21 protein-coding genes are annotated in these 19,419 nt (G+C 63.3%); all 21 read right to left on the bottom strand.

Going from position 1 to position 19,419, the window contains the following annotated elements:
• Position 1 precedes the first annotated feature (1 nt).
• The 21 genes from mreD to BUC04_RS23715 all read right to left on the bottom strand — a co-directional run bounded on the left by mreD (position 2) and on the right by BUC04_RS23715 (position 19,369).
• Entirely contained in the window at positions 2-487 is a 486-nt protein-coding gene (mreD, locus tag BUC04_RS16220) for a rod shape-determining protein MreD (RefSeq protein WP_143165763.1), read from the bottom strand.
• A gap of 1 nt (position 488) precedes the next feature.
• Positions 489-1,307 carry a rod shape-determining protein MreC gene (mreC, locus tag BUC04_RS16215; protein WP_067662725.1) on the bottom strand — a complete coding sequence of 273 codons (819 nt, stop codon included), beginning with the start codon at positions 1,305-1,307 and terminating at the stop codon, positions 489-491.
• 8 nt (positions 1,308-1,315) lie between these two features.
• A complete protein-coding gene (locus BUC04_RS16210) occupies positions 1,316-2,359 on the bottom strand; it encodes a rod shape-determining protein (protein ID WP_067662723.1) in 1,044 nt (347 codons plus the stop codon).
• A 172-nt stretch (positions 2,360-2,531) separates the two neighbouring features.
• The gene (locus tag BUC04_RS16205) at positions 2,532-5,876 is read right to left on the bottom strand and encodes a DUF6701 domain-containing protein (RefSeq protein ID WP_143165762.1); all 3,345 of its coding nucleotides are present in this window, start codon (positions 5,874-5,876) and stop codon (positions 2,532-2,534) included.
• Positions 5,869-6,339 carry a PilX N-terminal domain-containing pilus assembly protein gene (locus tag BUC04_RS16200; RefSeq protein WP_067662718.1) on the bottom strand — a complete coding sequence of 157 codons (471 nt, stop codon included), beginning with the start codon at positions 6,337-6,339 and terminating at the stop codon, positions 5,869-5,871. Before BUC04_RS16200 ends, BUC04_RS16205 begins: the two co-directional genes overlap by 8 nt.
• Positions 6,323-7,081: a PilW family protein gene (locus BUC04_RS16195; RefSeq protein WP_143165760.1), complete on the bottom strand. Its 759-nt coding sequence runs from the start codon at positions 7,079-7,081 to the stop codon at positions 6,323-6,325. Before BUC04_RS16195 ends, BUC04_RS16200 begins: the two co-directional genes overlap by 17 nt.
• Positions 7,081-7,593: a type IV pilus modification PilV family protein gene (locus BUC04_RS16190; protein WP_159437701.1), complete on the bottom strand. Its 513-nt coding sequence runs from the start codon at positions 7,591-7,593 to the stop codon at positions 7,081-7,083. The genes BUC04_RS16195 and BUC04_RS16190 overlap by 1 nt, the downstream gene beginning before the upstream one ends.
• The gene (locus BUC04_RS16185) at positions 7,583-7,996 is read right to left on the bottom strand and encodes a type II secretion system protein (protein ID WP_067662709.1); all 414 of its coding nucleotides are present in this window, start codon (positions 7,994-7,996) and stop codon (positions 7,583-7,585) included. The genes BUC04_RS16190 and BUC04_RS16185 overlap by 11 nt, the downstream gene beginning before the upstream one ends.
• A gap of 47 nt (positions 7,997-8,043) precedes the next feature.
• Positions 8,044-8,535, bottom strand: a complete 492-nt coding sequence (locus BUC04_RS24245; RefSeq protein ID WP_067662706.1) for a prepilin-type N-terminal cleavage/methylation domain-containing protein — start codon at positions 8,533-8,535, stop codon at positions 8,044-8,046.
• An 81-nt stretch (positions 8,536-8,616) separates the two neighbouring features.
• Positions 8,617-9,123 carry a prepilin-type N-terminal cleavage/methylation domain-containing protein gene (locus tag BUC04_RS16175; protein ID WP_067662703.1) on the bottom strand — a complete coding sequence of 169 codons (507 nt, stop codon included), beginning with the start codon at positions 9,121-9,123 and terminating at the stop codon, positions 8,617-8,619.
• Positions 9,124-9,170: 47 nt separating this feature from the next.
• Positions 9,171-9,761, bottom strand: a complete 591-nt coding sequence (locus tag BUC04_RS16170) for a prepilin-type N-terminal cleavage/methylation domain-containing protein (protein ID WP_280512990.1) — start codon at positions 9,759-9,761, stop codon at positions 9,171-9,173.
• Between the two features lie 101 nt (positions 9,762-9,862).
• Positions 9,863-10,267 (bottom strand): hypothetical protein, encoded by a 405-nt coding sequence (locus tag BUC04_RS16165; RefSeq protein WP_067662697.1) that lies wholly within the window; start codon positions 10,265-10,267, stop codon positions 9,863-9,865.
• Positions 10,268-10,269: 2 nt separating this feature from the next.
• Entirely contained in the window at positions 10,270-11,490 is a 1,221-nt protein-coding gene (locus BUC04_RS16160) for a type II secretion system F family protein (RefSeq protein ID WP_067662694.1), read from the bottom strand.
• A gap of 24 nt (positions 11,491-11,514) precedes the next feature.
• Positions 11,515-13,260, bottom strand: coding sequence for a GspE/PulE family protein (locus BUC04_RS16155; RefSeq protein WP_067662691.1), 1,746 nt, complete (start codon positions 13,258-13,260; stop codon positions 11,515-11,517).
• Positions 13,257-14,432 (bottom strand): hypothetical protein, encoded by a 1,176-nt coding sequence (locus BUC04_RS16150; RefSeq protein WP_067662688.1) that lies wholly within the window; start codon positions 14,430-14,432, stop codon positions 13,257-13,259. The genes BUC04_RS16155 and BUC04_RS16150 overlap by 4 nt, the downstream gene beginning before the upstream one ends.
• A complete protein-coding gene (locus tag BUC04_RS16145; protein ID WP_067662685.1) occupies positions 14,429-15,355 on the bottom strand; it encodes an ExeA family protein in 927 nt (308 codons plus the stop codon). The genes BUC04_RS16150 and BUC04_RS16145 overlap by 4 nt, the downstream gene beginning before the upstream one ends.
• A 3-nt stretch (positions 15,356-15,358) precedes the next feature.
• Positions 15,359-17,023 (bottom strand): pilus (MSHA type) biogenesis protein MshL, encoded by a 1,665-nt coding sequence (gene mshL / locus BUC04_RS16140; protein WP_067662682.1) that lies wholly within the window; start codon positions 17,021-17,023, stop codon positions 15,359-15,361.
• The gene (locus BUC04_RS16135; RefSeq protein ID WP_083597056.1) at positions 17,014-17,331 is read right to left on the bottom strand and encodes a hypothetical protein; all 318 of its coding nucleotides are present in this window, start codon (positions 17,329-17,331) and stop codon (positions 17,014-17,016) included. The genes mshL and BUC04_RS16135 overlap by 10 nt, the downstream gene beginning before the upstream one ends.
• Complete coding sequence (locus BUC04_RS16130; RefSeq protein ID WP_067662676.1) at positions 17,276-17,953, bottom strand: hypothetical protein; 678 nt, start codon at positions 17,951-17,953, stop codon at positions 17,276-17,278. Before BUC04_RS16130 ends, BUC04_RS16135 begins: the two co-directional genes overlap by 56 nt.
• A complete protein-coding gene (locus tag BUC04_RS16125) occupies positions 17,953-18,555 on the bottom strand; it encodes a PilN domain-containing protein (protein ID WP_067662673.1) in 603 nt (200 codons plus the stop codon). Before BUC04_RS16125 ends, BUC04_RS16130 begins: the two co-directional genes overlap by 1 nt.
• Entirely contained in the window at positions 18,539-19,369 is an 831-nt protein-coding gene (locus BUC04_RS23715) for a type II secretion system protein GspL (protein WP_143165758.1), read from the bottom strand. Before BUC04_RS23715 ends, BUC04_RS16125 begins: the two co-directional genes overlap by 17 nt.
• Positions 19,370-19,419: the final 50 nt, after the last annotated feature.

Genomic DNA, 19,419 nt, shown 5'->3' with positions numbered 1-19,419 from the left:
GTTACCGGATCTTGGAACCGCGACGAATGCGGCCCAGCAGCCAGAACACCCAGGGCCAGAGCAATGGCGAGATTAAGGCCGGTTGCAGGTAGGCCCAGTCGATGCTGACGCCGGGGTTACTGAGGTATTCGGCCCAGAATACCACCAGATGCAGCAGCACCGACAGCGAGCCGACGATCAACATCTGTTGGATAAGGGCGAAATGGCGCAGCTTCTGGTACTGCAGCGCCACCAGGTAGGCGACGATGGAGAAGGCCAGGCCTCGCACCCCCAATGTGCTGCCCACCAGGATGTCCAGCAGCACCCCCACCACACAGGCGGAGAGGATGTTGAACCGGTGCGGCATGGTCAACACCCAGTAGACCATCACCAGCAGCACCCAGTCCGGGCGCCAGCCTTGCAGCAGTTGCGGCAGGGGCATCACCTGCAACAGGGTCGCTATCAGCAGCGACGACCAGATAATGCCTCGGCCAGAATGACTTTCCACGCTATACGTCCTCCCCGGGCCACAGCAACAGCAGGTAGCGGATTCGATCCAGGTTGGCGGTGGGTTCCGCCGTCACCAGGGCAAAGGTCTGCCCTTCGGTGCGCTGGACGTCGGTGATCCGGGCCACCGGATAGCCTTCAGGGAAGCGCCCGCCTAATCCGGAGGTGTTGAGCAGATCGCCCACCTGCAGATCGGTGTTCATCGCCACGTGGGGCAGCTCCAGCTCGTCGGTGTGGCCACTGCCGTGGGCCACCGCCCGCACGTCGCTGCTCGCCACCCGCACCGGGATAGCGTGGGTCAAGTCCGAGATCAGCAGCACCCGGGCGTTGGTCTGACTGACCTCCACCACTTGGCCTACCACCCCGTTGTTGTCCAGCACCGGCTGCCCGGGGTAAACGCCATGCAGGGCGCCCTTGTCGATCAGCACCAGGTGCTTGAACGGGTCCTGATCCACCGCCAGCACCTCCGCCACCATGCGCCGGGAATCGGCGCTGGCGGGGGAGTCCAGCAGGGTACGCAAGCGCTGATTTTCCTGCTCCAGATGCTCCATCCGCTGCAGGCGCTCACTGATCAACAGCTGCTCCTGCTGCATCTGGCGGTTCTGCTCCAGCAGCATGCTGCGGGTGGCAAGGTTATTGGAGAGGGCATCGATCACCATGCTGGGCATGGCGGCGAGGTACTGGATCGGACTGACCAGGGTGGCCAGAGCGGAGCGCACCGGCGTGAGCTGATTGTTGAACACAATCAGCCCGAGGGAAAAGAGTACCGCCATGGCGAGGCGGTACTGAGGCGAGAGTCCCCGAAGGAAAAAAGGCTTCATTAAGCGCCTTACTCGTCGGAGAAGATGTCACCGCCGTGCATGTCGATCATCTCCAGCGCCTTACCGCCACCGCGGGCAACGCAGGTCAGCGGATCGTCGGCCACGACCACCGGGATGCCGGTCTCTTCTTGCAGCAGACGGTCCAGATCCTTCAGCAGCGCACCGCCACCGGTCAGCACCATGCCACGCTCGGAGATGTCAGACGCCAGTTCCGGCGGAGATTGCTCCAGGGCGGTCATCACGGCAGAAACGATACCGGACAGCGGCTCCTGCAGGGCCTCCAGGATCTCGTTGGAGTTGAGGGTAAAGCTGCGCGGCACGCCCTCGGCCAGGTTGCGGCCGCGGACTTCCATCTCACGCACCTCGTCGCCCGGATAGGCGGAGCCAATCTCGTGCTTGATGCGCTCGGCGGTGGCCTCGCCAATCAGGCTGCCGTAGTTACGACGGACGTAGTTGACGATGGCATCGTCAAACTTGTCACCACCGACGCGAACGGAGGAGGAGTAAACCACACCGTTCAGGGAGATGATCGCCACCTCGGTGGTACCACCACCGATATCGACCACCATGGAACCGGTTGCTTCGGACACCGGCAGGCCGGCACCGATGGCGGCGGCCATCGGCTCATCGATCAGGTAAACCTCGCGGGCACCTGCACCGGCGGCGGATTCCTTGATGGCACGACGCTCAACCTGGGTAGAACCGCAGGGCACGCACACCAGCACACGGGGGCTGGGGCGGAACAGGCCGCTGTTGTGCACCTGCTTGATGAAGCTCTGCAACATCTTTTCGGTGACGTAAAAATCGGCGATCACCCCGTCCTTCATCGGACGGATAGCGGTGATGTTGCCCGGGGTACGGCCCAGCATCTGCTTGGCCTCGTGGCCCACTGCGGCCACACTCTTCGGTCCGGATGCGCGCTCCTGACGGATCGCCACCACGGAGGGCTCATTCAGTACGATCCCCTGCTCTTTTACATAAATCAGGGTGTTAGCAGTACCCAAGTCGATAGAGAGGTCGTTAGAAAACAGACCACGTATTTTTTTTAGCATGTACCAGACCCGTAAAGTAGAACTGAAGGGAGAGGGGAAATTGAGCACACTTTACCAACGCCCCCATGTAACGACAAGCCGCATCTGCAAAGGCTTTGAGGGCGATGGCCAAAAAACGCGCCGCGGATCTCGTTGCGGTAGCGAATTCAAACTCAGCTCGGATAAGCGCCGATCAGAGTGGCGGTATCTCCCGGCGATAAATCACCTTGTCATGACCCCGAAAGCGACCAAAAGTGGCCAAGGATTTGGGGTTGCAGCGCATTCCCTCGCCACTTGGTAGCTGACATTGCCGGTTTACGTCGTCCTGATCAGGTTGCCGCATCCAAAACCACTGCAGCCAGTGAGGATAGCCCAGCAGGTACTCCACCTCGGTTTCCAACGCCTGCCCCGTTCCACTCAGCACCACGGTGGCCCGTCCGTCGGTCATCGCTTGTCCCGGACTGGGGCTGATCTCATCGTTGGCCAGCTCCAGCTGATCCGGGTCGATGGTGGTGCACTGATCGGCCCGGTGGGTGACAAAGTAGCGACCATCATAGGCCTGGGCGTAGACTGGCAGGTCCAGGGTTTGGCTCTCGCTGCCAAACACGTTGCCGAGCATCATCCGGCCACTGACCAGCTCAGTGCCACCAATGCCGGTAAAGTCGACACCCAGGCAGCCGCCGTCGGCATTCGCCTGAACACAGACGTCATCGAGATCGGTAACGTCGTCGGCACTCAGCGACAATGACAACTGAGCAGCAAAGCGAGCGTGAAGGTCGACAGAGCTGAAGCGCACCTCGCCATTCTCCCAATCCAGGCGCCGCTCGTTCTCGTAGCGCTTAAACTCGAACGCTTGCGCATTGGCCGCGCCCACCCTGGCCTCGTGGTAGCTAAACAGCGGCTGCTGGTCTGCCACTCGCCAGAACTCGCCGACATAGTTGTAGGTCTGAGTTCCAGCCCGGTTGCGGCCACGTAACACCAGCTCTGGGTAAACGGCAAAGCCCAGTGGCTGTTCCAGGTAGGTAAAGTCGTAGGGCTGGCTGGCTTCATCCCAGCTTGCGCAAAAGGCCGATAGACTCGGGCTATTGGGTACCGCTTCCAGGTAGCTGGGAATAAAGCGCCCCAGTGCGTCATTGCGTTGCTGGCTGATGGCACGACCGTGGTAATCCACCGCGCCATCCAGCGCCCATTTGAACACGCCGACCTCGCTGATCGACATCGTTACCCGACCAACCCCCTGACTGCCCAGACTGATCGGCACGGTATCGACGCTGGCCACACCATTGCGACCGTCACTGGGGGCGACCAGCTCCGGCTGTACCTTAATGCCGCTGTGCTCAAAGTTGTTGGCGGGCGAGGAGCCAACACCATCGACATCGCCACCGCATTGGGCCTGCACCTGCAAGGAGAAGGCCTCACCGGCACGACGAAACGCAGTGCAGCTGCTGTCGCCGGCAGCACAGACCCCGGCCGGGTCTTCGCTGGTCAAGACAAAACGGGAGGGTGCCATCACCAAACTGGCGCTGCCATACAGCTCTAGGCCATCCTCGGCCACGTGTTGTGCGGTCAGTTGCAGCAGTCCGACATCGTCGTAGCGAAACTCCGGCGTTGCGACGCCCTGGTCATCAAAATCCAGGGTCAAGTCCATGCTCTGATCAAAGGGCAGGCTGCTCCCAGCCAGGGTAAAGCTGGGGCTGCCGACGGGGCTCGATGGTGCCACGGCTGACAGCTGGAAGGTCAGAGGCTGGGAGCCTGTCAGAGCGCCGACACATACCTGTGGGTCATCCGCGCTTTGTATCGCCCGCACTTGCAGGGTTTCGGTGCTGCACCCCTGGGGTACCAGCGACTCCAGTACCAGGCCACTCTCAACAAAGGTCATCTCACAGTCAGTCGATGGCAGGCCATTGACCAGGCAACTCTGTGCCAGATCTGTACCCAGTTGGATCCGCTCTGACAGATTGTTGCTGCGCAAGCGTATTGTGGCCTCACCGGTAAAGGTAAAGGCGCTGGCATCGTCCACATCCCAACCCTGTGAAGGATTCAAAGCCACCGTTGTGGGGGTGGTCATCAACTTGGTGCAACCAAGGTCGGCACAGGCCTGTAGGGTCACCATCCCCCCTTCACATTGCACTGCCTGGCCGCGGTGTTGCACTCTGTAGACGGTGGGCTCCGGGATCCGGCTCTGGCAACGCTGACTGCCATCCACTACCGCATTCCCCTCCAGCTCCAGTTCCTTGTAAATGGTGGCGGCACCGTACAGGGTGGCGTCCTTCTTCACCCGCAGGTGACCATCTTCGGTACTGGAGTAGAGGTAACCGGAAAACACGCTACCGGCATTGATGTGCAAATGGTCAAAGCCCCAAAACTCCACCAGCTCAGAGGGGCCGGCCTCGCCTCGCGTGGGTGTGTTAAAGCGACCGTACTCCCCCAGCTCGAACTTATCCTCCACCACCACGGTGATGGTGCCGGTAACCTCGATCACCGCCTCCTCGCTTTCGTCCTTTCCCGCCTTGGTCGTAAAGTCGTTGACGTAATAGTTGCCGGCAGGCATCACCAGGTGGCTGGCTTTCTCCATCTCCAGCGTGGTGATCAGGTAGCGCTGATCTGCGGCAAAGGTCAGGCTACCGCCACTCTTGATGGTGATCTCTTTGTATTCGACCCCGTCGGCGGCGGTGAGCACAACAACCTCGCCACTTTTTACCTCCAGCTTGGTGTTGCTGTCGGTGTCGATAAAGGCCGGCATCTCCGCATCCAATGCCAGCGGTCCCTCTGCTGAGCACTCCTTGCCGTCACATACCCAGTGGTCAGCCTTGTCCCAGCTGACATCACCGCCCATGTTGAGCCAGAAATTGTGGGTGCCGTAAACAAAGGCGGGCTCGTCATCGCCCTTGAGCTTCACCCCGGTGGTCATGCCACTGATCGGGCCAGGGTAGCGCTCAACGCACTGCTCCAGATGGCCCAGCGGTGGCGGTGGCTCCGTTTCACTGCCGTCGCACAGCAGGGAGAAGTCACCCTCCTTCCATTTATCCTCCTCGAAGTGGTATTGGAAATCCTCCTCCACATCGAGCTTGCCACCCCCACCTAGACCACCGTGGATCTTGGCGCCCTCTTTCAGGACCGCCTCATCATCGAACCAAACGAAGCCATAGATCTCGGCGTCTTCCTTGATGTCACCCTTTTCGTGGATCACCAATAGTAAGGCACTGCTATCTCCCCCCTCATTGGCCTTGGCTGCCTCACCCATGGTGATCTTGTTAGCAAAGATGGTCACGGTCTGACCCGGTTGGCCATCGATCAACAGCTTGCTGTCGTCATCAATCAGGATTTCGTCGTAGTAATAGGGGGATTGATTGGCATACAAGGTCCGGCTGTTGCCATTTTTGATCTGCAGCTTGGCATTACCCACCGGCGTATCCAGGCTGCCCTGATAGCCCCGGTAGGGATCGGTAAAAAGATCGGCACAGGCAGGCTGCGCCTGGGCTTGGCTCGGTAAGGCCAGAAACACGCCGGCCAGCAGTACGGCCATCAGCCTAGTCATAGGCCAGCACCTCGATCTGTCGCTGGGCGGCAATGGCGTCGGCACCACAACGGGCTACAGCGGTCATAATGAATTGATTTTCGACCCCGTCCAGGCCGTCCTGGTGCTGACAGGTCAATTGGACTTCGCAGTTATAGAAGCCATTGCTGTCCACCAGGCCAGTGCCAGGGGTCAGGGTGCTGCCTGCTACACCGCCGCTGCCCTCACAGGCTTGAACGGCATCGGTGCTGCCGCGATTGAGCACCTGGGCCAGCCCCCAATCGATGCCGCTTTGCGCCGCCGCCCAGGCCCGGGTGCCGTTGGTTTCCAAGCCGACGCTGCGGCTTTCCTGGGTCAAGGCAGAGATCAGCACGGTGGCCAGCAGGGTCATCACCGTCAGCACGAACACGGCGACGATCAGGGTCGCGCCCTGTTGTCGCTTGAGGGAACGGCCTGGCGCGGTGGCCTTAGGGTACGTGAACAAGCTGCACCTCCTGGCTGAAGCGCTGAGATACGTCGCCATCGGTCACCCACCACTGGGTGCGAACCAAAGCATTCTGGGTCTGTCCCGGCGCGGTCATCACGAACGGGCACTGGCTGGAGTCGGCGCCCTCGGCATTGCAGACCGCCAAGTCGTTGATCAATCCCTCACCCATCAGCACGCCGTTGCGCTCAAGGGACTCGCCCACCTGGCACCAGGTCACCGCCTCGTCCAGCAGGAAGTAGCGCTGCCCTTCGGTTTGGCTCAGCGGCGGCAAGCTGGGGGAGAAAGCCAGGGTGGCTTCCCCGGCGGAGACATCCAGCTGATCCAGCTGCGCTAGGTGAGGCCGGTAGCCCTCCAGCAGTGCCAGGGTCAGATCGGTACAACCGCCGCAGTCGGTGCAATCACTGCCGGCCCAGCACTGGGGCGGGTAGCCGCGCAGCTCGTCCTGATTGAGTCCCAGATAGCGATTAGCGGCCACCACCGGGCGAAACGCGATACAGCCACCGCTGATCTCGACAGTACCCGGCAGGGCATGCTGCAGCTCCCGGGACAGCCGTTGGCTGGCAAAGCGGATACTGCTGAGGTGCTGCTGCCAGGTGTGGCCCTCCACGTAGATGCGGGTGCCGTAGGTGAGGAAGCCGGTGACGCCAATGGCCAGCACCGACATCACCACCAGGGTCACCACCATCTCCACCAGGGTCAGTCCGAGCATGCGCCGACGAAGGGGGCCATATCGACGCATCAGTAATTACCCCGCAGCTGGGTGAACAGGAACACCTCGCCATCCGGTGCGGTAACCGACAGGTCCACCGCCTTGACCCCGTCGGGCCAGGCACTGTCGCTGAGGCATTGAACCTGGATCGCCAGGGTAAACTGCTGGTAGTGGTCGTTACCCAACAGGGCTTGAGGGGTTCCCTGGTAGCCGTGGAATTGATCCAGCCAGGTCCAGTCAGCGGGCGCTGTCCCGCTCTGGGCACAAACACTGCTGTCCTGATCGCAGCAACTGAGGCTGGCGATCCGTCCGCCCCCGGCGGGGGTGTCCCGGTCGACCCGGCGGCCAGCCATCTGCGCCAGCACCGCCTGACCGAGCTGGGCCGATTTAGCCCGGTGCACGCTCAGCGCTGCACGCTCCCCCAGGGGGAACAACAAGGTAGCGATCAGCACCAGGGCGATGGCCAGCACCACCATGCCCACCACCATCTCCACCAGGGTAAACCCGGCCAGTCGGCGCACAGTTCCCGGTTTAGCAGCCATGGACATAGCCCTCCGACTCCAAACAGATGGACAGATTGCTTTGCCCCACCAACTGCAGGGCACAGCCATTATCGCAATCGCCGGTGGGTCGACCCATGGCGTCCATGGTGAGGGTGAAGGATTCACTGCTGCCAAGGAACAGGCTAAGGCCGGAGAGGGAGCGACCTCCCTCGCAGTCGCCATCGAGCCGATAGGCGTCGCTGCCAGCGATTAACTGGCAGCCTTGCCCCGCCAGGCGATGCTGCTGCATCACCCGCAGATCCGCGATCAGCGCATCCCGGGTCACTTCGGTCTGGTACGACGAAGCCCCCAGCAAACGCGGCAGGGCAAACACCGATAGGATGCTGACCAGGATGATCACCACCACCAGCTCGATCAGGGTAAAGCCACGAGAACACTGCATAGGGCTTTGTGGGGGAGGCGATGCTCCCCCTCGTTACGTGGGGTTACTTAGCAGTCCGTGGCCAGGATGCTGTAATCCGGGCGCGTGGTATTGGTGGCCTCGACGTAGATCAGATGGCACGCCTGGCCCGCAGAGAAGCCCTTGGGCACCACCTTGAGGTTGCTGGCAGTGGTATCGACGTAGATCCCCCACTCGGCAGCGGCCACATCGGTGGTGGCGGTGAGCTGCTCAATGTCGGCATCCAGGATGTTGGCGATGGAGGCGTAATCCTCCTGCACATAGCCGTAGGCGATCTTGGTGTCGACGCCGTCGATGGTTACGGTGTCATCCGCCGCCCCTTCCACACCACCGATGGCAGCCTTGGAGTAGACCAGCGCATTGGCACCCTTGATCGCCCCTTCCGCACCGCGCAGGGTGGCGATGCGGGCATCGCTCTGGATGTTGATGAACTTCGGTGCGGCGTAGACCGACAGGATCCCCAGGATCACGATCACCACCACCAGCTCAATCAGGGTAAAGCCGCCTTGTTGTTTTTTCATTGTCTCTTCCTGAACTGGAACAACCCTAAATAGGTAAAGCAAAGGGGCGCTCAAACTCAGAGCGCCCAAGGTTAACGCCGATCAGCAGTTGGTTGATACCACGTCATACACCGGGAGATCACCCGCCGCGGAGGGCTGAGTGTACTCCAGGAAGCACTTGGCAGAGGTGGTCGGCGCGATCTGCTGAGGATAAATAATGATATCGGCGGAGGAAACCGCGGCATCCGGAACCGCCACACCCCACTCGTTGGTGGTGTCGATGTCGAGGATGGCGGTCACATCGGCCACCGCGCCCTGAACGTAACCAAACACCGGCACCACGGTGGTCGGAGTCGTCGCGTTATCGATGGCGATAGTACAAGCGGAGGTGGCGTCGGAACAATCCGTGCCCTCAACACCAGCGATCGCCGCCTTGGAGTAGACCAGGGAGTTGGCGCCCTTCAGCGCGCCGGACATGCCGTCCAGGGTGGCGGCGCGGGCATCGGTCTGCAGGTTGATAAATTTCGGTGCGGCGTAAACGGCGAGGATCCCGAGGATCACGATCACCACCACCAGCTCAATCAGGGTAAAACCGCGTTGCTGTTTCATCGTATTGACTCCTATAACAATCCCAAAATGGCCCTGGGGCCGAATCCTTAGTTGGTAAAGCTGATCACCTGGCCGGTGCCGCTGTTGTAGATAAAGCCGGTGCCCACGCTGTCCGGGTTCGGGGTCGCCGGGCTGGGCACACCGGTGTTGGCGTTCAGTTCCAGCGAGGTGATGGCGTGGTAGACACAGCGGCTCAGGCCGGTGATCTCATCCCCGGCCGGGGTGGTGGCGTTGCCGCCGCCACTGCGTACCGTGACGTAGTAGCGTGCGGTGCTGGCGTCTTCACCCTGCAGCGCCGTCGGCGGTGCACTTTGCAGGATATCGCTGAAGGCGGTGGCGCATTGCGCTTCGCTCATGCCATCCGGGGCACCGCCACCGGAGGGGTAACCAAAGGCGTTCACCGCCACCGGCACGCCGGACAGCAGCACCTCGTCCGCCGGGCGGTTGTCCACCTCCCACTGGGCACGGGTCACCCCGACGGCAGAGGCAAAGCCGCCGCCAACCCCTTCCGACGCGGCACGCTCGGCCTCATCGGTGATATTGATAAATCGCGGCAAGGCCGCCGCGGCCAGCAGGCCGAGGATCACCACCACGATGACCAGCTCGACAAAGGTAAAGCCCTTTTGATGACGCATAATTCCCTCGCAAAAAAACGTTGCACCCCTAGCGGAGCCGCTGTGGTCACCCTCGCACAAACTGGTGTATTGAACTAGTCAGTGAAAGAGCGACCGGTTATTTTTCAACCTAAAATCAAGCTGCCAGTGGCAGGGTAATAGGTCAGTACCCCATCGCCGGTTAAATCAAATCGACATACCGAGGGCGAGCCTTCGCTGGCCTGGATCAGCGCCAGCCCCGGCTGCCCCATCAGCCTGCCCCACAGCCCGGCACAATCCGACTGCGGCTCGGGCCAGCCCTGGCGGTTCATCTTCAACACCCCCGCCTGGCTATCCGGCCCCTGCCACTGGATCCGCTCGCTGCGGCCCTGCATCAGCCACTGGCCCCGAGCCTCGTTAAGCGAGTCCAGCAAACGCTGCTGCACCAGCTCCGGCGGCACCGGCGGCGACTGGGGCAAAAACCAGCCCCGGCCCAACCACACGACCACCAGCAGCAGGGTCAACGCCAGCATCAGCCAGGGCCGGCGCACGGTTAACGCCCGCCCTGGATGGCGGAGAACATGTCCCACATCGGCAGGTAGATCCCCAGGGCCAGCACCAGCACCATGCCCGCCACGACCACCAGCAGGATGGGTTCGATCTTGGCGGTCAGCGACTTCAGCTCAAACTCCACCTCGCGGTCGTAAAACTCCGCCAGGTCGTCCAGCAGCTCGTCGGTCCGACCGGTCTCCTCCCCCACCGCCAGCATCTGCAGCACCAGCGGGGTAAAGAGCTCCGATTGGCGGGCGGAGCGGTGCAGGTTGTCGCCGCCCTCAATGGCCCGGCGCATCGCAACGATGCGACCGTGCATAAAGCGGTTGTCCACCGCCGCCGCCACCAACTGCAGTGCCTGGTTAACCGGTACCCCGCCACGCAGCATCATCCCCAGGCTGCGGCCAAAGCGGCTTAAGGAGGCGCGCTGCAGCAGGGTGCCCACCAGCGGCAACTTGAGCTTCCAGCGATCCCAGCGGATCCCGCCCGCCTCGGTGTGGGTGTACCAGACCCAGCCCAGCACCGCGGCCAGCAGCGCCAGCAGCATCAGGTACCAGTAGTTGACGAAGAAGTTGGAGGTGCTGATCAGCACCTGGGTCGGCCAGGGCAGATCCGCATTGAACTTGCTGAACATGTCGGCAAACTTGGGGATCACCAGCAGGTTCAGCACCAGCAGGGCCAGGGTGATCACCGCCACCACCAGGATGGGGTAACGGGTGGCCGAGGCGATCTGACGGCGGGTATCCTGCTCCCGCTCCAGGTGACGGTAGAGCCGCTCGAACGACTCATCCAGCTTACCGGTGTTCTCACCGACGTGGATCATCGCCACGTACATGTCACTGAACACCCGGGGGTGGTCATTCATCGCCGCCGACAGGGTGCGACCGGCCACCAGCTGCTCTTTCAGTTCCACCAGGGTGTCGCGCATCATCGGGTGGTGCTGGCTCTCCGCCAGGCCATTTAGGGCCTGCAGCAGCGGCACACCGGAGCGGGTCAGCGACTGCATCTGACGGGTAAACAGCATCAGTACCGGCAGGGGTACCCGCCGCTTCAGTTGATTGAGCCAGGAGTGCTGCTGTCCCGCCTTACGGGGGGTCAGCTCCAGCACCACGATGGCCCGGCGCATCAACTGGTCCGCCGCGCTGGTGGCGTTGTTCGCCTCCAGCTCGCCAGTCACCAGCTGACCCCGGCTGTCGCGACCGCGGTATTGATACTGGATCATCTCAGCGCTCCCCCATCCCTAGGCTCATCCGGCGTCGCTCCCGCGCAACAACCCCTCGTCATTGAGGCTGATGTCCTCGGCCAGGCGCATCGCCTCCGCCACTGTGGTGATCCCCTCACGGGCATAATCCAGCGCCGCCATCGCCAGCGGACGGAACTGGCCGCTGGCCTTCACCGCCTGGGCAAAGGCCTGGGGATCCTCGCTGCGCAGGGCGTCCACCATGGGCTCATCCAGCTCCAGCAGTTCAAACACGCCGATGCGGCCACGGTAACCGGTCTGGTTACAGCGCTGGCAGCCGCTGCCACGACGGAAGCGAGCGTTGGCTAGCTCCGCTCCCCCCACGTGGTGCAGCCAGGCCTGCTCCGCCACGTCGGGCCGATGTTCGGTTTCGCAGTGGCGGCACACCCGCCGCACCAGGCGCTGGGCCAGGATCGCCCGCAGCGCCGAGGCGACCAAGTAGGGTGCCGCCCCCATGTCGATCAAACGCAAGGTCGAGCTGACCGCGTCGTTGGTGTGCAGGGTCGACAGCACCAGGTGACCGGTCAAGGCGCCGCGCAGGCCGATCTCCACCGTCTCCTGGTCGCGCATCTCCCCCACCATGATCACGTCCGGATCCTGACGCAGGGCGGTGCGCAGCACCCGGGCAAAATCCAGCTCAATCTTGCTGTTGACCTGAACCTGGCTGATCCGCTCCAGCCGGTATTCCACCGGGTCTTCCACCGTGATGATCTTGCGGTTGGGCTGGTTCAGCTCGCTGAGCAGGGCATACAGGGTAGTGGTTTTACCGGAGCCTGTGGGGCCGGTCACCAGGATCATGCCGTGGGGACGCGACGCCTGGTGGCGCAGCTTGGCCACCAGCGGATCCGGCATGCCGGTCTGTTCCAGTGCCAACAGGCCCAGGGATTGGTCGAGCAGACGCATCACCACCGACTCACCGTGCTGGGTTGGCAGGGTCGAGACTCGCACATCCACCTCGTGGCTCTGCACGCCAAACTGGAAGCGGCCATCCTGGGGCAAACGCTTCTCAGAGATATCCAGCCCGGCCATCAGCTTGATCCGCAGCACCAGCGCGTTGCTGACCCGGTACTCGCTCAGGGTGCTCTCCATCAACTGACCGTCCACCCGGTAGCGGATCCGCAGCACCTTGTCGCCGGGCTCGATGTGGATATCGGAGGCCCGCAGCTGCAGTGCCTCCTCAAAGATCGACTGCAGCAGCCGCACCACGGTGGCGTCGCTTTCGTCGGCGTCCCCCAGGGCACCGGCCAGGGAGAACTCCGGCTGATCGCCGTACTCCTGCTCCAGCTCGCCGGCAATGGAGGCGATCTTCTCGGTCTTGCGGTAGAGGTTGTCAAAGGCATCGAGCAGCTGGCCCTCGGTGGCCACCGCCAGCTCCACCCGACGGGGGGCTAGCAAGGTCTCCAGGGTGTCCAGCGCGGCCAGATCAGCGGGGTCGCTCATCGCCAGCAACACCCGATCCTGATCCGCCTCCACCAGCAGAGCACGGTGACGACGGGCGTGCACCTCAGGCAGCAACTGCACCAGCTCAGGGGCGATGCGGCGACGACTGATGTCGAGGAAGGGGATCGCCATCTGCTGGGCCACGAAGGTCAGCAGCTGCTCCTCACTGAGGGCGCCATTGGCCACCAGGGTCTTACCCAGCTTGCGACCGTCCTGCTTCTGCGAGGCCAGGGCCTGGGCCAGCTGTTCGCCGCTGATCACCCCCTGCTCAACCAGCAGGTCTCCCAAGCGTTTCTTCAGTTGGCGTTTCATCCCCGCTCTCCTATCTGCTGGCGCCGCTGACGGGCGTATTGTTGCGCTTCCGGGCTGAGGCCCGGCAGCGCCAGGGCACGACCATAGGCCTCCGCCGCTTCGGCGTAGGCCCGCTCAAACTCCAGGCTGTAAGCCAGTCCCAGCCACCAGTGGGGCTGATTGGGGTGTTCCGTCAGCAGGGCACGCCAATCGGCGCTGGCCAGGCTGTGCAGATCCAGCTGCTGGGCCAGCTGGGCCCGCTGGCTGCGCCACTGGATATCCAGGGTGTGGGTCGGGATAGCACTGAGTACCGCCCGAGCGGCCTCAGGCTGGGCCTCCTGGCTCAGCGCCTGGGCCAGGACCACCTGGTAGCCGCCATGGCCAGGGTAGTGCTCAGCGGCTTGCTGCACCTCGGCCAGCAGACGTTGCTGCGGCTGCAGCGCCAACCACTGGTGGCGGGCACCGTGCAAAGCCGGATCCAACGCCAGTGCCTGGGCCAGCAGCTGCTCTGCCCGCGCACTGCCCTGGGCCTGCTGCCACAATCTTTGGGCTCGCTCTGCATCACTCATGGCCGAGGGGCGCACCACCGGCGCTGGTGCAACCTGCGGCTCGGTGTGGGCCAGTTCAGGCTCGGTCATGACGGTATTCTCTGCCGGCAGCGAGGGCGAAACGCTCAGCTGCGCCAGCTCTAATGCCGGCTCTGGAGTGGGCTCCGGGATCGGCTCCACCAAACTGGGCTTCGCCAAAATGGGCTCCGCCAAAGTGGCCTCGACCGGGTCCGCCAGCGTCTCAGGCTGGTTGGCCAGGCTCAATGCGGTTTCTGTTGCAGGCTCTGTGGTCTGTCTGCCCTGAGCCGGGGCCATGGGCTCGGCAGGCTCAGGGGCGATGACCGCCGCCTCCAGCGCCGCCACCACCACCTCGGGGGCCACCTCGCGAACCGGCTCACTCTCAGCTGCCGACAAGCTCAGTTGGGCTGGCATCGGTGCGGCCGGCGGCGAAGTTTGGTCGAGGGAGGCGCTCAGCCAGGGCCACCATAGCCACAGCAGCAGCGCCAATACCAACAGGGCCAAGGGCCAACGCCAACGCCGGCGGGGCGGCTCAGCCTGCTTGGGTGACATCGGGATGCGGGCGGGAATGCCGCCGCGCTGACCGGACAGTTCCAGCTTCTTCAGCGCCTCGTTGATCACGCTCATGCGCTGGCCCCCAGGTTCAGCCGCAGTGCCATGCCCAACACCAACAGTCCCAGCACACCACCGGCCAGGGTCAGCTGGGCGACCCGGGCAAACAGGATCCCATCCCAGAACCGCAGTGGGTTGGCCGCTTCGGTGTCCTCCACCGCGCGGCGGATCTGGCCAGTGCCGAGCTGCTGACAGCCATCGGCGTAGGCCAGGATCAAGCTCTTATGAGCCAACACATTGAGCAGGCGGGGGATACCACCGCTGGCTCGCCACAGCAGCCGCACCACGGTCTCGCTGAACAGCGGCTGGCCCTGGAAACCGGCGACACCGGCACGGTGGTTGAGGTAGGCATCCACCTCGTCCTCACTAAGGCCACGCAGGTTGTAGGCAAAGGTGATGCGTTGACGCAGCTGGCGCAGGTGGGACTGGGCCAGACGCTGGTCCAGCTCAGGCTGACCAAACATCACCACCTGCAACAGCTTGAAGGTCTCGGTCTCCAGGTTGGTGAACAACCGCAGCGCCTCCAGGGTGTCGTCCGGCAGGGCCTGGGCCTCATCCAGCACCAACACCACCGGGGTATTATTCATGGCGCACTGCAGCAGCTTCTCGCTGATGCGGGCGGTCAACTGGCCCTGGTCGCCCTCGGCATCCAGCCCCAGCTCCGAGGCGACATGACGGCGCATCTCATCCGGGGTCAGGTAGGGGTTGGGCAGATAGGCGATCTGGAAGCGATCGCTGAGATCATTGATCAGCTTGCGGCATAGCAGGGTTTTGCCTGTACCCACCTCGCCGGTCACCTTGATAAAGCCCTCCCCCGCCGCCAGGGCGGTGTGCAGTACCTGCAACGCCTCCTGGTGCGGCGGCAACTCGCAGTAGAACTGCGTGTTGGGGGTCAGGGCAAAGGGCAACCGGTTAAGCCCGAAGTGGTACAGGTACATGGCTTAGCGGCCCTCCGGGTACCAGCCGTCGAGGGTGTTGGCGCTGCGCTGCAACTGCTGTTGCCAGGTGTCCGGCTCGACCACCACCGGGCGCAGCAGGATCACCAGTTCGGTCTTGCTGTTGCGGCTGGCGCGGTTGGTGAACAGCTCGCCCACCCAGGGGATGTGGCCCAGTACCGGCACGCGGGATTCCACCTGCTCGGTCAGGGTCTTCATCAGGCCGCCGATCACCACCACGTCGCCGCTGCGGGCGCGGATCAAGGTGTCAGACTCGCGGATCTCACTCTGTGCCAAGGGCAGGGACAGCTCGGTATCCAGCGCGGTGATCACCTTGTTCTGCTCGGTGATGTCGGTTACCGAGGGGTGCACGTGCAGCAGCACGTCGCCGTTCTCGCCGATCTGCGGGGTGACATCCAACGCAATGCCGGAGAAGAAGGGGGTCAGCTCCACGTCCGGGCTGGTGACCGGGGTGGTGGAGGCCACCGTGGTGGTGCTGACGTCAGTAACGAAGTACTCGTCAGTACCCACCTTGATCACCGCCTTCTGGTTGTTGACCGCGGTCACCCGGGGGCTGGACAGGGTGTCCACGTCGCCCTGGGTATCCAGCAGGGTCACCATGGTGGTGAAATCGGTGCCGGTGAAGGTCAGCCCGGTGATGCCGCCGATCGCCTCGGTGATGGCATTGCCGAAGTTGCCGCCACTGGTACTGCCACCAACGGTCACGCTGCCACCGGAGCCCAGGGTGCCGATCACCCCGTCCCACTCGATGCCCTGCTGATAGGCGTCATCCAGCTTCACTTCCAGGATCCGCGCCTCCAACACCACCTGACGGGACAGGTTGGCCTGGGCCCGTTCGAGGAAGGCGCCCACCTCACGCAATTCATCCGGGTAGGCCTTGACCGTCACCAGGCCGGCTTGTGGCAGGGCCAGCACCGAGCGGCCCTCACCACTGCCGACCATGCCGGACAGCATCTCTTCCAGCTGTGCCCAGAAGTCGGTCTCGGTGCGGGTCTCGATAAAGGTGCCGTTGCTGTTGCGGCCATTGTTATTGCGCGACAGGCTGCCGCTGCCCTGGTTGGACTGATCGCCGCCAAAGCCGTTGTAGCTGGAGTTGCTGTTGTTATCGCGCTCATCACTGAGACGGCCGGAGTTGACCGAGGTCATGCTCAGGCCGTTGCGCTGCATCAGCAGGTAGTTGACCGGGAAGGTCTGGCTGCGCATGCCCGCCGGATAGATCTGCAACACCTGGCCCTGGCGGCGGATGTCGTAGCCATAGATGTCCCGTACCGTGTCCAGCACCTGCTCCAGGGTAACCCGGCGCAGGTCCAGCGAGATGCTGCCCTGCACGCCCGGGTGCACCGCCACGTTGTAGTCGCTGTCGTTGACCAGGCTGGCGAAGAACAGCTTGGCGTCGACGCCGTTGGCGGCCACGTCGATGAGCGGCCCCTGGCTGACGCTGCTGGGCAACGGCGCACTGTTGAACATCTGCTGCTGCACCGAGCTGGGCAGCGGCGGCGGCAGCGCCGGTGACTCACTGGCGGCGATCGCCTCGGCCAGGGCCGCCTTGCTGCTCTGTGGCTCAACGCGGTCCTTGGGCAAATTCTGACAGCCATAGAGCGGCAGCAACAAACCCAGCCACCAACCCCAGTGCTTAACCCTTACTCCCATTTGCCCTCCTGGCTCAATTCACTCAATGACGGGAACAGACGCAGGGTCTGGCCGTCACTCAATACCACACGGTCGCGGTAGATGGTTCGGATCCGCCGTTCGCCCCAGCGGTCGCCTTCGCGATAGGTTTCTCCGCCGATCACCGCCAGTCGTTGCTGGCCGGAGATCAGGATCGATTCCAGCACCTGGTTGGCGCTGCTGGTCACCGGCGCACTGGGCAGCCAGCTTGGCGGCTCAGTGGGATCGATGCCGTCAGCGGCGCTGGCCGGCAGTGCCAGCAGCAGCAGTAGTATGATCGTGGCCAACACGGATCGGCTCCTCTTCGGTTCCCAGGGTGTCCAGCTGCAGCTGCAGTCGGGCCTCGGGGTAGTCGGTGACTCGGTAACTCAATTGACGCCAGTAGAAGCGCTGCTCCAGCTGCTCCATCCGCTCCAGCGCCCCCATCAGATCGAAATAACTGCCTGCCAGCTCCAGCTGGACGCCGTGGCGGTAGAGCCCGCCCTCCGGCACCAGTTGCTGGCTGGGCAGGATATTCAGATGCACCAGTTGGACCCCTTCGGCCCGGCCCAGCAGCATCGCCAAAGAGCCGGCCATCTGCTCCGGCAGGATCAGATCCACCAGCTCCTGCTCCAGCGCCTGCTGCTGTCGCTCCAGGCGACGATTGAGTTGGCTCAGCTCCTGCTGCAGCGGGCCATTCGGGTCCTGCTCCAGCTTGTGTTCCACCAGGGTGATCTCCTGGCTCAGGGCCAGGTTGTCCTGCTCGGCCTGGGCCAGGCGGGCGGTCAGGCTGCGGTGTTGTGCCTGCATCGGCTCCACCCAGAAGCTCATGCTGGCCAGCACCACCGCCACCAGCAGCGCGCCCATCAGCATCACCCGTTCACGTTGGCTCAGCGCCGTAAAGGCGCCATCGACCTTCTGCCACCACTTCATCAACGGGCCTCCTTGTTATCGCTGAGACCGTGACTGGCCTCGAACCGCACCGGGCCGTCACCATCACCATCAATGGCCAGCCGGCTGAGGGCACGGCCGGCCAACGAGGGCTGCTGCCCCAGGCGGTCGATCCAGGCCGGTACGGCGGCGGCGCGCTGGGCCTGACCGGCCAGGCGAAGCTGAGCCTGGGCCACATCAAACTGCTGCAGCCAGACCTGGCGGTCGGCGCTGTTGGAGAGATCCCGCATCAGGTTGGAGAAGCCGGGCTGGATCAGCAGCTCATCCTGGTCCAGCAGTTGCGACAACCGGGCCAGGCCATCAATGCGTGCCTTGGCCTGGGCGACGGCGGTGAGCAGCTGTTCATCCGGACGATGACTGGCCAGCTCGGTACTGAGCCGGGCCAACTCGTCCCCCAGCTCGCTTTGCTGCTCATAGGCCAGATCCAGCTGCTGCTGCAGTCGTTGGTTGTTGAGGCTCTGCCACTGTCCCAGCCCCACTAGCAGTGCCAGTGCCGCGGCGCAGCCGAACAGGCCGCGGGCCAGGGTCAGCCGGGGCTGAGCCGGCCGCATCTCCGGCGAGAACAGGTTAATCCGTGTTTTCATCGTTCCCCCTCGCCATGGCGGCGGCATGGGCCAGTACCTGGTAAGGCCCGCGATCGGCGTCCACCAGCGCCTGGACCGGCAGCCCCAGCTCTTGACCCAGCCGCTCCGCCAGGCACTGCTGCTGACGCAATGGCAATACCAGGGTCAGGCCGGCGACAGGCTGCTGACGCAGTTGACGTTCGAGGTAATCCAGTGACCGTTGCAGCTCCAGCAGCAAGGCATCAAACAGCCCCTGGCGCAGCTCCTCTTCACTGAGCAGATCCAGCTGGTTGAAGCCGCGGATGTTGCGGCTGAGCAGCAGCTGGCCATCGAGGGCGAGGGAGAGCTTGAGGGGTTGGCCGGGCAGGTGCCAGAGCATCAGGTGAGGTCGGCTGTGGCTGGGCAGCAGATCCAGCAGTGCCAGCTCTTCGATGGTAATGAAGTCCAGCTGGAAACCGGCCTGGAAGGCGGGCTCAACCATGCTCACCAGGCGACGGCGATCCGCCGCGACGACCTGCAGGGTGTTGCTGTCAGCGGGTTGGACCGCCAGCTGGAAATGATCGAGCTGCAGATGTTCCGGAGCGATACTGGTCAGGTCTTTGACCAGGAAAGGCAGCGCCTGGGTCAGCTCATCGGCCTCCACCGGGGGGCGCTCGATGCTGAGCAGTTGGTATTGGTTGCCGGTGAGGACCAGGTGTACGCGCGAGGGGCCAAAGGTCTGCAGCAGTTGCTGCCAGGCTTCGGCGTTAGTGGGGTCGATCTGGGCATCCTGCTGGCCATCACTCAGCCAAAGTTGCTGATCACCCATCAGGCAGGCGCCAATTATCCGGCGCACCTCAACTTTCCTTGTTAATCCAAACACGTTAATCCCTCATCGGCCTATCC

The sequence above is a fragment of the Ferrimonas marina genome (assembly GCF_900129905.1).
Taxonomy (GTDB): Bacteria; Pseudomonadota; Gammaproteobacteria; order Enterobacterales; family Shewanellaceae; genus Ferrimonas; species Ferrimonas marina.
The sequence above is the reverse complement of the archived record's forward strand: the minus strand, read 5'-3'. Positions and strand labels throughout refer to the sequence as shown.